Raw genomic sequence first — 13,997 nt, 5'->3', positions numbered from 1 at the left:
ACGAAAATGTTAGAATGCTTCTAAATTTCGTTATTATTCCCTGTTGTAACGCCATGATTTAACCTTGAGGAGTGTAGTGGCTAATGGCAAAAGAGAAAAAAAGAGGCTTTTTCTCCTGGTTCGGGCGTGGCCGTCAGGAAGAACAGCAAAAAGAAGAGCAATTAGCAGTGGAGCAGGCAGAACAGCAGCGTGTTGCTGAGGAAGCTGCAAGATTGGCGGCAGAGCAGGCAGAACAACAGCGTGTTGCTGAGGAAGCTGCAAGGTTGGCGGCAGAGCAGGCAGAACAGCAACGTGTTGCAGAGGAAGCCGCAAGGTTGGCGGCAGAGCAGGCAGAACAGCAACGTGTTGCAGAGGAAGCCGCAAGATTGGCAGCGGAGCAGGCAGAACAAGTACAAACCGAACAGCCAGTTATATCAAAAGAGCAAGAGCGTCCGACTAAAGAGGGCTTTTTCTCCCGCTTGAAACGCAGTTTGGTTAAAACTCGTCAGAATTTAGGGTCCGGTTTTCTTAGTCTATTCAGTGGTAAAAAGATCGATGATGACCTGTTTGATGAATTGGAAGAGCAGTTATTGATTGCTGATGTTGGTGTCGATACTACCCGTAAAATCATTAGCAGTTTGACAGAACATGCCAGTCGTAAAGAGCTAAAAGATGCAGAAGCGTTATATGCCAAACTGAAAGAAGAGATGTCTGGTATTCTGACTAAAGTGAATAAGCCTCTGGACATTGAAGGAAAAACGCCGTATGTCATTCTGATGGTTGGTGTAAATGGTGTGGGAAAAACCACGACAATTGGTAAATTGGCTCGTCAATTTCAGGCACAAGGTAAATCTGTCATGCTGGCAGCCGGGGATACTTTCCGTGCAGCCGCCGTTGAACAGCTACAGGTGTGGGGGGAACGTAACCATATTCCGGTAGTGGCGCAACATACTGGCGCAGATCCTGCTTCCGTGATTTTCGATGCTATTCAGTCAGCTAAAGCCAAAAGTGTCGATGTCCTGATTGCAGATACCGCGGGTCGTTTGCAAAATAAATCTCATCTGATGGAAGAATTGAAGAAGATTGTCCGAGTGATGAAAAAACTGGACGAAAATGCTCCACATGAAATTATGCTGATATTGGATGCGAGTACCGGTCAGAATGCGATAAGTCAGGCTAAACTGTTCCATGAAGCCGTTGGGTTGACAGGCATCTCATTGACAAAATTGGATGGTACTGCCAAAGGTGGGGTAATTTTCGCCATTGCTGATCAGTTTGAAATTCCTATTCGTTATATTGGGGTTGGTGAAGGAATTGAAGATCTACGGCCATTTAAGGCAGACGACTTTATAGAGGCACTTTTTGCCCGAGAGGATTAATTACCTATGATTCGCTTTGAACAGGTCAGTAAAGCTTATCTGGGGGGACGGCAAGCCCTGCAAGGGGTGGATTTTCATTTGCGCCCTGCGGAAATGGCATTTCTAATGGGTCACTCAGGGGCAGGTAAAAGTACCTTGCTGAAACTCATCTGTGGCATTGAGCGGCCTAGCGCCGGACATATCTGGTTTGCCGGTCATGATATCAGTCGGTTAAAAAGCCGTGAGGTACCTTTTCTACGTCGTCAGATTGGTATGATTTTCCAAGATCATCATCTGCTGCTGGATCGGACCGTATACGATAATGTGGCAATGCCGCTGATTATTTCAGGTGCAAGTTCTGAAGATATCCGTCGTCGGACTTCCGCGGCTCTGGATAAGGTTGGTCTGCTGGACAAAGCGAAAAATTTCCCAATTCAGCTTTCAGGGGGAGAACAACAACGAGTTGGTATTGCTCGTGCGGTTGTGAATAAGCCGACTGTTTTATTGGCGGATGAACCTACCGGTAATCTGGATGGTGAGTTGTCAGAAGGTATTTTACGACTGTTTGAAGAATTTAATCGGGTAGGGGTGACAGTGCTGATGGCGACCCATGATATGGCACTGATTGAAAGACGGAAATATCGTATCCTGACTCTGAGCCAGGGCCGTATGGCGGGAGAGTATAATGGTTAAAAATGTGCGTAAGGCAGCGGGGAAAGTAACACGATCGAGAAGTAAAGTTTTACAAGGAGGATGGCGTGAGCAGTGGCGCTATGCTTGGATGAATACGTTGACAGATATGTCACGTCAGCCGTTGGCAACTTTGTTGACCGTGATGGTGATTGCTATCTCCCTGACATTACCAAGTGTTTGTTACATTGTGTGGAAGAATGTCAGCCAGGCTGCGGAAAAATGGTATCCCACCCCTCAACTGACGGTATATCTCGATAAATCACTGGATGATAGCAGTGCGCAGAAATTAATAAGTGAGTTGAAAGCGCTTGATGGTGTGGACAATGTCAACTATCTCTCACGTCAGGAAGCAATGACAGAATTCCGCGCTTGGTCTGGCTTTGGTGGCGCGTTGGATATGTTGGAAGAGAATCCGTTGCCCGCGGTGGCTATTATCACACCGAAAATCGATTTTCAGAGTTCACAGACGCTGACCACGCTGCGTGATAGAGTTTCTCAGGTTAAAGGTATTGAAGAAGTTCGGATGGATGATAGCTGGTTTGCCCGTCTGGCGGCGCTGACTGGTCTTATCGGTCAGATTGTGACAGTAATCGGTATTTTGATGATCGTTGCGCTGTTTTTGGTCATCGGTAATAGTGTGCGTCTCAGTATTTTCAGTCATCGTGATACGATTAACGTGATGAAGCTTATTGGTGCAACGGATGGCTTTATTTTGCGCCCGTTCCTCAATGGTGGTGTGTTGCTAGGGGCTTTGGGGGCAATTTTATCGTTAATTTTATCTGCACTATTGGTGTGGAAACTTTCTGATGTTGTAACAGAGGTTGCCAGCGTGTTTGGTACGACATTTAATTTACATGGGCTTTCATGGGATGAGTCCCTGCTATTAGTTTTGCTCTCTGCAATGATTGGTTGGGTCGCTGCTTGGTTGGCGACAACTCAGCATTTGCGTCATTTTACGCCAGAATAAAACGGTAATTTTCTCAACAGGCTGAGCGAAATCAGCCTGACAACGCGATAACCATCTCTTTTTTTCCTAAGGTAAAAGTTTCTTATTCATTGACTTAAATCCAAAATCACGATTTTCTGCTATATAGAATTAATTAAAAAGGCGCTTGTACTTTCCCAGTGAACCTAGCGGATACTTTTGTGGGATGGAGTTAATATTTATCGGGGATAGTACAAATAAAGTTAATTGCATAAATATAAAACTATCTGTTATTTTTTGTTCTGCGATCCCATTATAGGGATGGTCGGTGCTAAAATTATTACTTTTCCACGGATCTGTAGCTTGAATATGCACATTCTGGTGATAGACTGTACCGCTGTATGTTGAACGTTGGTTCATATACACTGATGTAATCTAATCCATACTAACGATTTGAGCCTTATTTGAGAGGATTTGAATGGCCAAAGAAATGCAAACCTTAGCGTTAGTTCCTCAAGGAAGTCTAGAGGGCTATGTCCGTGCCTCTAATACCTATCCAATGCTGACAGCAGAGGAAGAGAAGGAACTGGCTGAAAGGCTGCATTACCAGGGAGATCTGGATGCAGCTAAGAAGCTGATTCTGTCTCATCTGCGCTTCGTTGTTCATGTCGCTCGTAGCTATGCTGGTTATGGGCTACCTCAGGCGGATTTAATTCAGGAAGGGAATATTGGCCTGATGAAAGCAGTACGTCGTTTTAACCCGGAAGTAGGGGTGCGTCTGGTTTCTTTTGCCGTTCACTGGATTAAAGCTGAAATCCATGAATATGTACTGCGTAACTGGCGTATTGTTAAAGTTGCAACAACTAAAGCGCAGCGTAAGCTGTTCTTTAATTTGCGTAAAACTAAACAGCGCTTAGGGTGGTTCAATCAGGACGAAGTAGAAATGGTCGCCAAAGAACTTGGCGTGACCAGTAAAGATGTGCGTGAGATGGAATCTCGTATGTCAGCGCAAGATATGGCGTTTGATATGTCTGCCGATGATGATAGCCAGGAAGGTCAACCGGTTGCGCCAGTGCTGTATCTTCAAGATAAAGCTTCTGATTTTGCAGACGGCATTGAAGAGGACAATTGGGAAAACCATGCGGCTGATAAATTATCGGTGGCGATAGAAAGCTTAGACGAGCGCAGTCAGGATATTATCCGTTGCCGCTGGTTAGATGATGATAATAAATCTACCCTGCAAGAGTTGGCGGATAAGTATGGTGTTTCTGCGGAGCGTGTACGTCAGCTTGAAAAGAATGCCATGAAAAAATTGCGTGTGGCAATTGAGGCATAAATAGAGTGATTTTGCGTTAACGCATTCATAATTAAAAAAGGCGATAATGGTTTATCGCCTTTTTTGTTTCATTTTTCATTGTTGTCATCTAATCCTATGAAAATTGTTATTGCGCCTGATTCATTTAAAGAAAGTCTCAGCGCCTTACAGGCCGCTGAAGCGATAGAACAAGGATTTCGTGAAATCTATCCACAAGCTGAATACATTAAATTGCCGATGGCAGATGGAGGAGAAGGGACAGTTGAATCGATGGTAGCAGCTACTGGAGGAAAGATTGTACGTCTGTTGGTCACTGGTCCGTTAAATCAGCCAGTGGATAGTTTTTTTGGCGTGCTAGGTGATGGAGAAACCGCTGTTATTGAAATGGCTGCGGCTTCTGGCTTACATTTGGTGCCGATGGAAAAGCGTAATCCGTTGATAACTACGACTTATGGTACCGGTGAGCTGATGTTGGCTGCTTTGGATCAAGGTGTCAGAAAGATAATTTTAGGCATTGGCGGTAGTGCGACTAATGATGGCGGTGCCGGTATGATGCAGGCGTTGGGAGCCTGTTTGCTTGATTCTGATGGTAAAGCGTTGGGGCTTGGCGGGGCTGCGCTAAGTCGGCTTGCTAAAATTGATCTTTCCGGTTTGGACGCGCGTTTGAATCGAACTGAAATTATCGTTGCCTGTGATGTAATTAACCCGTTATGTGGTGAGTTTGGTGCATCTGCCATTTTCGGGCCACAGAAAGGGGCGACACCAGAGATGGTGAAAGAATTAGATGCAGCTCTGCGCCATTATGGTGAAAAAATTGAATTACTGACCGGCATTAAGGTTATTGACGTACCCGGTGCAGGAGCCGCTGGGGGAATGGGTGTTCCTTTACTTGGTTGGCTGGACGCTAAATTGCAACCGGGAATTGATATTGTTATCTCCACGCTGGAATTGGCAAAGGTAGTACAAGGCGCTGATCTGGTTATTACGGGTGAAGGCCGAATAGACAGCCAGACTATTTACGGTAAAACGCCGATTGGTGTTGCTCGTATCGCCAAAAAGTATGCTATTTCAACCATTGCATTGGTTGGCAGTATAAGTCAGGACTATAGCATTGTTCATGAGCATGGATTGGATGCCGTTTTCTCAATTATGTCCGGCGTCTGTTCTCTTTCTGACGCTCTTGTTTGCGGGCATGAGAATTTGAGGGTAACTGCCCGCAATGTGGCTGCGGTCTGGAAAATGGGTCAGCTAGAATAAGAATTTGACTTGGTATCGTAGTAAAAACTACAGGCGCTCATAAAACCTTTTAATGCCGGTTCGTTAGCATCTGAGAACCCTTCAAGGCTTAACTTCCATTGATTAACAGTGGGATGCTGAGCTTTTATTTCATTTATCAAATATAAACCCACCCCCCGGCGGCGTGTTATTTCACGGACACATAAATCTTTAAGCAGGCCGGATTGATCACTGAAAGTCACTTTTACTGCGGCCAGTAATCTATCATTAAAGCGAGCAGCGAACAGTTTATTTTCATTTTTTAACCAACTTTGCCATTGCTCTGGAGCCTGTTGAGGCCAGATTTTCTTTAGATCAATAATATCTTGTGCTGACAAAACAGTAAGTTGTTCAATAGTTAGCTTCATGGTTTTCCCATATCAATTTTCAATGGAGTGTTATGTAACCGCTTTTATACGTTACTGGAAAAATGTTTTTAACATGGTCGATCTTTCGAGTTAAAGATTGCTTTACTAATATTTAACCAGAACATCACACTATGTTTTGTCTAAATTCCAATCAACTTTGGCGGTATTTTATTCTGTAATTAATGCTTTTAGCTACCTTGTTAATTTGATTTTAAGCATGAAATGCTATTTTAATAACATGAAAAATAAAATTTTATTAATAAAAATTACTTTATCTAATCAGTGATCACAAAAGATCACGGTTATCCCATTAGATAATCGGAGATCTAAAAGGTAAACACAATAAATTAGACCAATCACAACAGGGGATAAACTTAAAATGAAAATCATAGCAGGTAAAACGCTATTAGCAGGCTGTATTGCCATGATGATGAGTCACTCACTGTGGGCACAAGAGATCAAAGTGGCGATTGTAGGAGCAATGTCTGGTCCAGTTGCTCAATATGGTGATATGGAATTTACTGGCGCACGTCAGGCGATTGCAGATATCAATGCTCATGGTGGTATTAATGGTAATAAGCTGGTGGGGGTTGAATATGATGATGCGTGTGACCCGAAACAGGCTGTGGCCGTCGCTAATAAAGTGATTAATGATAACATTCGTTATGTTATCGGCCACTTATGCTCTTCATCTACTCAACCGGCATCTGATATCTACGAAGATGAAGGCGTCATTATGATTACACCCGCGGCAACCAATGCCAATTTGACAACTCGTGGCTACCAGATGATTCTGCGTACGACCGGGTTGGATTCTGATCAGGGGCCAACGGCAGCAAAATATATTGCTGAAAAGATTAAACCTCAGCATATAGCGATTGTTCACGATAAACAGCAATACGGTGAAGGGTTGGCTCGATCTGTTCTTGATAAATTGAAAAAAGCGGGAGCCAATATTGTCTTGTTTGAAGGCGTTACTGCTGGTGACAAAGACTTTTCGGCTCTGGTTGCCCGCCTGAAAAAAGAGAATGTGGATTTTGTCTATTTTGGTGGTTATTACCCTGAAATGGGACAAATTCTGCGTCAGGCTAAACAGGCTGGTCTGAATATTCGCTTTATGGGACCGGAAGGTGTAGGTAACTCCTCGCTATCCAATATCGCCGGAGTCGCTTCTGAAGGCATGCTAGTCACATTACCTAAGCGTTACGATCAGGTACCGGTGAATAAAGCTATTGTTGAAGCGATCAAAGGAAAGAAAGGCGATCCGACAGGTCCGTTTGTCTGGACCACCTATGCTGCTCTGCAATCTCTGGCTGCGGCAATGAACCGTACCGGTAGTATGGAACCGACTGATTTGGTGCAAGACCTGAAAGCGAATCCAGTGGATACCGTAATGGGGAGACTAAGCTGGAATGCCGTTGGCGATCTAAAAGGGTTCGAATTCGGTATTTTTGAATGGCATGCAGATGGTTCTTCTACTTCTGTGAAGTAAGGTCATCAGAACGGTCGTCAGCTCCTGTTTGTCAGGAGCTGCTATTCCGGAGGTACAACGTATGTCGGAGCAATTTCTCTATTTTTTACAACAGATGTTAAATGGAGTGACTCTGGGTAGTACTTATGCATTGATTGCCATTGGCTATACGATGGTTTACGGCATTATCGGGATGATTAATTTCGCTCATGGTGAAATTTACATGATTGGTAGCTATGTCTCCTTTATGGTCATTGCGGCTCTGATCATGATGGGAATTGATTTGGGCTGGTTGCTGATTACTGCTGCTTTTTTAACATCAATTGTCATTGCCGCTGCTTATGGTTGGAGTATTGAGCGAGTAGCTTACAGGCCAGTTCGCCATTCCAAACGCCTGATTGCCCTGATTTCAGCGATTGGGATGTCTATTTTCTTGCAAAACTATGTCAGTCTGTCACAAAGTTCTCGCGATCTGGCATTGCCTGGCCTGATTACCGGGCAGTGGGTATTAGGCGAAAGTGATGGATTTTCTGCCAGTATTAGCGCAATGCAACTGACCATCTGGATAGTGACATTTCTTGCCATGCTGATACTGACAATGTTTATCCGCTACTCCCGCATGGGACGTGCCTGCCGTGCTTGTGCGGAAGATGTGAAAATGGCGAGTTTGTTGGGAATCAATACTAACCGAGTGATTTCCTTAACCTTTGTTATCGGTGCAGTAATGGCTGCAATAGCCGGTGTTTTGTTGGGGCAGTTCTACGGTGTAATAAATCCGTATATCGGTTTTATGGCAGGCATGAAAGCTTTCACCGCAGCAGTATTGGGAGGAATTGGCAGTATCCCGGGGGCGATGATTGGTGGTTTGATCTTGGGAATTTCTGAAGCCCTAACTTCTGCTTATCTGAGTACAGAATATAAAGATGCCGTTTCCTTTGCTCTGCTCATTGTTGTGCTGTTGTTTATGCCGACTGGGATTTTAGGCCGTCCAGAGGTGGAAAAGGTATGAAACATGCTAATTGGGTGAATGCCATTATCGCCTCAGCCGCTTTATTTGTGTTGTCTGTCTTTATGATGGGGATGCAGTTATCGCTGGATGGTACGCAGTTGGTCGTCCATCATGCCGATGAAGTGCGATGGTTATGGATTGGTATTGGCTGTGCGGTTGTGTTTCTGTTCCAATTATTGCGTCCGGCTGTTCAGCAGATAATGAAGAAAGTACCGATTAAAAGCTGGTCATTGCCGGATTTCGATGGCTCAACCAAAGGACAAAAGTTACTGGCAATATTGGTCATTATTGCTGCAATTATCTGGCCGTTTATTGTCTCCCGTGGTAGTGTTGATATCGCTACGCTGACATTAATTTATGTCATGCTAGGGCTGGGTTTGAATGTTGTGGTTGGTTTATCGGGGTTGCTGGTACTTGGGTATGCAGGTTTTTATGCTATCGGTGCTTATACCTACGCTTTGCTAAGTCACTATTATGGATTAGGATTTTGGCAGAGTTTGCCGCTGGCGGGGTTAACGGCTGCTTTATCGGGGTTGTTGTTGGGTTTTCCAGTATTGCGATTGCGAGGTGATTATCTGGCAATTGTTACGCTTGGTTTTGGTGAAATTGTTCGCATTCTACTGTTGAATAATACTGAAATAACCGGTGGTCCGAATGGTATCAGTCAGATCCCAAAACCCACTTTCTTCGGACTGGAATTTAATCGTAGTGTGAAAGAGGGGGGTTGGGATACTTTCCACAACTTCTTTGGTTTGAAATACGATCCAAGTGATCGGGTCATTTTTCTCTATCTGGTGGTGTTACTGTTGGTAATACTGACAGTATTGATTATTAATCGGCTACTGCGTATGCCATTAGGTCGTGCATGGGAAGCGCTGCGTGAAGATGAGATTGCTTGTCGCTCTCTTGGTTTAAGTCCAACCCGAATTAAACTGGCTGCGTTTACTATCAGTGCGGCATTTGCCGGTTTTGCGGGTACTTTATTTGCTGCCCGGCAGGGTTTTGTTAGCCCAGAGTCCTTCACTTTTGCTGAATCTGCTTTTGTGTTGGCGATTGTAGTACTCGGAGGGATGGGCTCACAGACTGCGGTGATTCTAGCGGCCATTTTGTTGGTGGTTTCCCGTGAGATGATGCGTGATCTGAATGCCTACAGTATGTTGCTGCTAGGGGCAATGATGGTATTGATGATGATTTGGCGCCCGCAAGGGTTGCTACCGACAAAACGCCGTCATGTTAAATTGGAACGACAGGTACAGGGAGGAAAGCAAGCATGAGTACAACACCATTATTGCAAGTTTCCGATCTGACCATGCGCTTCGGTGGCTTGCTGGCGGTTAACAACGTTGCCCTGAGGTTAAATCAGAGGGAAATTGTTTCTCTTATTGGCCCTAATGGTGCAGGGAAAACCACGATCTTTAATTGTCTGACAGGATTTTACTGTCCGACTAGCGGTACGATAAAGCTGCGGGAAAAACATCTGGAAGGGTTATCTGGGCAGGCTATTGCTCGTATGGGCGTTATCAGAACATTCCAGCATGTGCGGTTGTTCCGGGAGATGACAGTGATAGAGAATCTATTAGTGGCGCAGCATCAGCATCTGAAAAGAGGTCTTTTTGCCGGTCTTTTTAAAACGCCGGCATTCCGCCAGGCAGAATCTAAGGCTGTAGATTGGGCGATAACTTGGTTAGAACGGATTGGCTTGTTACCACTGGCAAACAGACAGGCAGGTAATCTGGCATATGGTCAGCAACGGCGTTTGGAGATTGCCCGCTGTATGGTAGCTCGTCCGGAAATTTTGATGCTGGATGAACCTGCTGCGGGGCTGAATCCGAAAGAGACAGAGGAACTTAATGCTTTAATTGCTGAACTGAGGGAACATCATCAAGTTTCTGTATTGTTAATCGAACATGATATGAAATTGGTGATGGGAATTTCAGATCGTATCTATGTTGTTAATCAGGGAATGTCTTTGGCGCAAGGACGGCCAGAAGAGATTCGTAACAATCCGGATGTTATCCGGGCATATCTGGGCGAGGTGTATTAATTATGTTGGAATTTAAGCGGGTATCTGCCCACTATGGGGAAGTTCAGGTGTTGCATCAGGTTAGCCTGAATATTCAGCAGGGAGAAATTGTCACTCTGATTGGTGCAAATGGCGCAGGAAAAACAACATTGCTTAGTACCTTATGTAGTGAACCCAGAGCAACCGAAGGTTCTATTATTTTTCGTGGTAAGGACATCACCCAATGGCCGACATCTCGTATTATGCGTGAGGACATTGCGATTGTTCCTGAGGGGCGCAGAGTGTTTGCTCGTATGACAGTGGAAGAGAATTTGGCAATGGGCGGTTTTTTTGCTGATAAGACTCAGTATCAGCAGCGCATTGAGCGGGTTTATGATCTATTTCCGCGTTTACAGGAAAGACGTCACCAGCGGGCTGGAACGATGTCCGGTGGTGAACAGCAAATGTTGGCAATTGGCCGTGCTTTAATGAGTCAGCCACAGTTATTGTTGTTGGATGAGCCTTCATTGGGATTGGCGCCGATAGTTATCATTCAGATTTTCGATACTATCCAGCAGTTGAGGGAAGAGGGGATGACAATCTTTTTAGTTGAACAGAATGCAAATCAGGCGTTGAAATTGGCTGACCGAGGATATGTATTGGAAAACGGTCAGATCGTACTAGAAGACAGCGGGTCTGCATTATTGGTTAATGAAGCTGTGAGAAATGCGTATTTGGGGGGATAGAGAGATATTCTTTTTCACAGGAAGGGAATTCAGATGGTTGATTATCCTCGTCGTACTGGGAAGGTGGTTTTTCCCAAGGTGAGGACGCCATTACGCCATTAATAGTGCTTTAAGTTTGGTATTATCTGAGATTGGGGCAACGAGTGTGGTTTCAAATACTTTGAAATCTGCCCTTATTTTTTCTGTGTTTTCTCGTCATATTTTAAGCAATATATACCCTATGGATTTCAAGATGCATCGCGACGGCAAGGGAGTGAATCCCCGGGAGCATAGGTAACTATGTGACCGGGGTGAGTGAAGTACAGCCAACAAAGAGGCAACTTGAAAGATAACGGGTATAGTTTATTGGTGGAGTAATGAAAGGTAAATGAATTGTATTCAGTATAATTTTAGTGGCTAAAATCTACAGTTAAAATTATTTTGCTATTAATTTAATTTTCTTTCATTAGAAAGAGAATGTTTTTAAGAATATTCATCCGTTATCTTGTAGAGGATATAACCAATTAGTAATGAAAAATATTATTGATGCGGATATAACGGAAATATATTCTTGGGATACCAGACTATTTTATTTATTGTCATTTTAACGTTGTGAATGAATTTGGTGAATTATTATAGTCCACTGGATAAAGTTAAATTTATAAAATAAAGAATAGAATTATATAGCGCTACAGTAACTAATATTAATATTATAAATCCAGGTTAATAACGTAATGGAAATAATTTATATTTAAATTTTTTATATATGTTTTTATATGTGTTTTTTATATATCATATAATTCCATCAACTCTTAAATAATAGTAATTTCATTGAAGCAGAGCGTTGACATGAACTATATATCTGCTATAGTTTTGTATTATTGTGACTTGCTTTAGATATGTCTCATTAATGACATTACTTATAGTGTGTATATCTTAATATTCTTGTGAGTTATTGTGGTATGTAAAGTCCATGTAATATATTGGGGAATTAAATTTCAAAGGAAATAGTGGTTCTATAATGGTTAAAGAGCATCTTTAATTAAGTGGTAATACTGTGTTTTGAAAATATTTATATGTAAGTTGAGTGAATTTTATTTAAATTTTAATGAGGAAAATAAATATGTCTAGAATAACCATTGTTGTTGATTCAGATGAGCAGAAAGCAGAGTTTTATTCTAATTCCCCTGTTCCAGTACATAAAGACTTAAATGCAGTTGGTCCTTTGAGTGATGTGACTATATCACCTCATGCTAGTGTGGAAGTATTTAGAATAGATACACCAATAATTCCAGAATCCAGAAGATCTCTGAGAGTTGTAAATACCGGGCTATCAAATAGTGTCACGGCTAAATTTTACTGGTCTCATAGTTTTACCTCTGAATGGTTTGAGTCTGGTTCTATAGATGTAGGATTAGGAGAAGAGAAGGTGTTAAACGTGCCTAATAACTCTTTTTATTATAGTAAATTTGTTATCTATAATAATACGGATAAAGTTGCTTATGTGACGGCAAATTTGGTTTAAACATCTCATTTTAATTAAAGGGTTCCATTATGCATACAGAAAATGTTTTAGACATAAGAACCATTGTGGCTAATGAATATGCCGTAAAAACGAGTGCAGTAGAGTGGGATGTTACTGATATTGTAAAAAATGCAATCATCGGGGGAATATCTTTTATACCTTCAGTTGGCCCTGCTATATCTTTTTTAGTCGGTTTATTCTGGCCTCAATCGAAAGAAAATATATGGGAAGGGATTGTCAAACAAATTGAGAGGATGATAGAGGAGTCTGCGTTAAAGACGATTAAAGGTATCCTTGCTGGTGATATTGCATATATACAAGAGCGAATGGCAACCGTTGCTGACCTTCTTGATAAGCATCCAGGATCTGAAGAAGCGAGGAGTGCTTTTAATAATCTGGCAGAAAATATAGATGGTTATCACAAAAAATTTAATAATTTTTCGGATGATGTTAACTATCAAATATTACCCATGTTTTCTACTACGGTTATGATGCAGATAACATATTGGGTTGCTGGTTTAGAGAGAAGAAATGAAATCGGGCTTAGTGATATTGATATTGAAAAAGTCCGAGGATTAATCAAAAAGACGGTAGAACAGGCTAATAGTTATATTAATAATATATATGATAGAGAGCTTAATGATGCTCTTAATAACTCGACGGCTGACACTGTTGCAAATAATGTTATGTCTGTTCATGGTCACTGTCGTTTACATGGGGTTGAATATATCAGTATTTGGGATAAATTAAGTGAAGCCGAGTCGGTAAATAATAGAATCTATGTTGATGTTTTAAGTTATTCTACTTTCTTTGATCGTCAAACAGCAAAAGCCAGAATTCAGGCATTGACTCCAGAGAAAGATATGGCTCCACCTCTCAAACCGGCTCTTAATGGAGGAAAAAGAAGAAAGATAGATTCGTTAACGGGGCATATTGTGCGTATTGGAGGGGCTCCGAGAGTCGGAGGGCTGACCGTTGTTTTTGATGATGGTAATAGCCATCGATTAGGTACAATATCTGGTGAGACGGCATCTATTTCTCTGAATGGCAGTCGAATTACCAGTTTGGAAGTATGGGGCAATGGTGCTGTTGATCAAGCGGTCTTTACTTTGAGTGATGGTCGTTCATTGTCATTTGGCGCACCTGGAACATCTCGATATAGGAAATTTTATGTTGGTGAAAGTCACTATATTGCAGGGATATATTTGTCCAGTGATTACAGCCCATTAGCAGGTCAGGCAGCAAATATCGCTGTATCTTATCAGTTAATAAATGATGATGAAAAATAATAGCTTTTAACAAGTATATTTTATGTACGTAGAATGTTATTAGCTTTTATTTAATTATTTGAT

Annotated in this window: 13 protein-coding genes; 12 read left to right on the top strand and 1 reads right to left on the bottom strand. The window is 42.5% G+C overall.

Features of this window, described 5'->3' with window-relative positions:
* Positions 1 to 83: 83 nt before the first annotated feature.
* The 5 genes from ftsY (at position 84) to PluTT01m_RS21060 (ending at position 5,527) form a co-directional block, all read left to right on the top strand.
* Entirely contained in the window at positions 84 to 1,358 is a 1,275-nt protein-coding gene (gene ftsY, locus PluTT01m_RS21080) for a signal recognition particle-docking protein FtsY (RefSeq protein ID WP_011148225.1), read from the top strand.
* Positions 1,359 to 1,364: 6 nt separating this feature from the next.
* A complete protein-coding gene (gene ftsE, locus PluTT01m_RS21075; RefSeq protein ID WP_011148224.1) occupies positions 1,365 to 2,030 on the top strand; it encodes a cell division ATP-binding protein FtsE in 666 nt (221 codons plus the stop codon).
* The gene (gene ftsX, locus PluTT01m_RS21070) at positions 2,023 to 2,997 is read left to right on the top strand and encodes a permease-like cell division protein FtsX (RefSeq protein WP_011148223.1); all 975 of its coding nucleotides are present in this window, start codon (positions 2,023 to 2,025) and stop codon (positions 2,995 to 2,997) included. The genes ftsE and ftsX overlap by 8 nt, the downstream gene beginning before the upstream one ends.
* 436 nt (positions 2,998 to 3,433) lie before the next feature.
* Positions 3,434 to 4,291, top strand: a complete 858-nt coding sequence (rpoH, locus tag PluTT01m_RS21065; protein ID WP_011148222.1) for an RNA polymerase sigma factor RpoH — start codon at positions 3,434 to 3,436, stop codon at positions 4,289 to 4,291.
* 96 nt (positions 4,292 to 4,387) lie between these two features.
* Complete coding sequence (locus PluTT01m_RS21060; RefSeq protein ID WP_011148221.1) at positions 4,388 to 5,527, top strand: glycerate kinase; 1,140 nt, start codon at positions 4,388 to 4,390, stop codon at positions 5,525 to 5,527.
* Here the strand turns inward: PluTT01m_RS21060 and panM are convergent.
* Positions 5,515 to 5,913 (bottom strand): aspartate 1-decarboxylase autocleavage activator PanM, encoded by a 399-nt coding sequence (gene panM, locus PluTT01m_RS21055; RefSeq protein ID WP_011148220.1) that lies wholly within the window; start codon positions 5,911 to 5,913, stop codon positions 5,515 to 5,517. The genes PluTT01m_RS21060 and panM overlap by 13 nt on opposite strands.
* 379 nt (positions 5,914 to 6,292) lie before the next feature.
* On the opposite strand from panM, the gene PluTT01m_RS21050 reads away from it, so the two are divergent.
* The 7 genes from PluTT01m_RS21050 (at position 6,293) to PluTT01m_RS21020 (ending at position 13,934) form a co-directional block, all read left to right on the top strand.
* Positions 6,293 to 7,405 carry a branched-chain amino acid ABC transporter substrate-binding protein gene (locus PluTT01m_RS21050; protein ID WP_011148219.1) on the top strand — a complete coding sequence of 371 codons (1,113 nt, stop codon included), beginning with the start codon at positions 6,293 to 6,295 and terminating at the stop codon, positions 7,403 to 7,405.
* 61 nt (positions 7,406 to 7,466) lie between these two features.
* Complete coding sequence (livH, locus tag PluTT01m_RS21045) at positions 7,467 to 8,393, top strand: high-affinity branched-chain amino acid ABC transporter permease LivH (protein ID WP_011148218.1); 927 nt, start codon at positions 7,467 to 7,469, stop codon at positions 8,391 to 8,393.
* Complete coding sequence (locus PluTT01m_RS21040; RefSeq protein WP_011148217.1) at positions 8,390 to 9,667, top strand: high-affinity branched-chain amino acid ABC transporter permease LivM; 1,278 nt, start codon at positions 8,390 to 8,392, stop codon at positions 9,665 to 9,667. The genes livH and PluTT01m_RS21040 overlap by 4 nt, the downstream gene beginning before the upstream one ends.
* On the top strand, positions 9,664 to 10,437 hold the full coding sequence (livG, locus tag PluTT01m_RS21035; RefSeq protein ID WP_011148216.1) for a high-affinity branched-chain amino acid ABC transporter ATP-binding protein LivG: 774 nt from the start codon (positions 9,664 to 9,666) through the stop codon (positions 10,435 to 10,437). Before PluTT01m_RS21040 ends, livG begins: the two co-directional genes overlap by 4 nt.
* Positions 10,438 to 10,439: 2 nt before the next feature.
* Positions 10,440 to 11,141 carry a high-affinity branched-chain amino acid ABC transporter ATP-binding protein LivF gene (gene livF / locus PluTT01m_RS21030; RefSeq protein ID WP_011148215.1) on the top strand — a complete coding sequence of 234 codons (702 nt, stop codon included), beginning with the start codon at positions 10,440 to 10,442 and terminating at the stop codon, positions 11,139 to 11,141.
* 1,102 nt (positions 11,142 to 12,243) lie between these two features.
* Positions 12,244 to 12,645 (top strand): hypothetical protein, encoded by a 402-nt coding sequence (locus tag PluTT01m_RS21025; RefSeq protein WP_011148214.1) that lies wholly within the window; start codon positions 12,244 to 12,246, stop codon positions 12,643 to 12,645.
* Between the two features lie 29 nt (positions 12,646 to 12,674).
* Positions 12,675 to 13,934: an insecticidal delta-endotoxin Cry8Ea1 family protein gene (locus PluTT01m_RS21020; RefSeq protein WP_011148213.1), complete on the top strand. Its 1,260-nt coding sequence runs from the start codon at positions 12,675 to 12,677 to the stop codon at positions 13,932 to 13,934.
* Positions 13,935 to 13,997: the final 63 nt, after the last annotated feature.

Source organism: Photorhabdus laumondii subsp. laumondii, from assembly GCF_003343245.1.
In the GTDB taxonomy this organism is placed as follows: Bacteria; Pseudomonadota; Gammaproteobacteria; order Enterobacterales; family Enterobacteriaceae; genus Photorhabdus; species Photorhabdus laumondii.
This window is presented reverse-complemented; position numbering and strand designations above follow the sequence as displayed.

Coding starts and splice junctions, on each gene's coding strand:
- PluTT01m_RS21025 (WP_011148214.1), top strand. CDS start 12,244: ATGTCTAGAATAACCATTGTTGTTGATTCAGATGAGCAGAAAGCAGAG.
- panM (WP_011148220.1), bottom strand. CDS start 5,913: ATGAAGCTAACTATTGAACAACTTACTGTTTTGTCAGCACAAGATATT.
- rpoH (WP_011148222.1), top strand. CDS start 3,434: ATGGCCAAAGAAATGCAAACCTTAGCGTTAGTTCCTCAAGGAAGTCTA.
- PluTT01m_RS21050 (WP_011148219.1), top strand. CDS start 6,293: ATGAAAATCATAGCAGGTAAAACGCTATTAGCAGGCTGTATTGCCATG.
- PluTT01m_RS21060 (WP_011148221.1), top strand. CDS start 4,388: ATGAAAATTGTTATTGCGCCTGATTCATTTAAAGAAAGTCTCAGCGCC.
- ftsY (WP_011148225.1), top strand. CDS start 84: ATGGCAAAAGAGAAAAAAAGAGGCTTTTTCTCCTGGTTCGGGCGTGGC.
- ftsE (WP_011148224.1), top strand. CDS start 1,365: ATGATTCGCTTTGAACAGGTCAGTAAAGCTTATCTGGGGGGACGGCAA.
- livH (WP_011148218.1), top strand. CDS start 7,467: ATGTCGGAGCAATTTCTCTATTTTTTACAACAGATGTTAAATGGAGTG.
- ftsX (WP_011148223.1), top strand. CDS start 2,023: ATGGTTAAAAATGTGCGTAAGGCAGCGGGGAAAGTAACACGATCGAGA.
- PluTT01m_RS21040 (WP_011148217.1), top strand. CDS start 8,390: ATGAAACATGCTAATTGGGTGAATGCCATTATCGCCTCAGCCGCTTTA.
- livF (WP_011148215.1), top strand. CDS start 10,440: ATGTTGGAATTTAAGCGGGTATCTGCCCACTATGGGGAAGTTCAGGTG.
- PluTT01m_RS21020 (WP_011148213.1), top strand. CDS start 12,675: ATGCATACAGAAAATGTTTTAGACATAAGAACCATTGTGGCTAATGAA.
- livG (WP_011148216.1), top strand. CDS start 9,664: ATGAGTACAACACCATTATTGCAAGTTTCCGATCTGACCATGCGCTTC.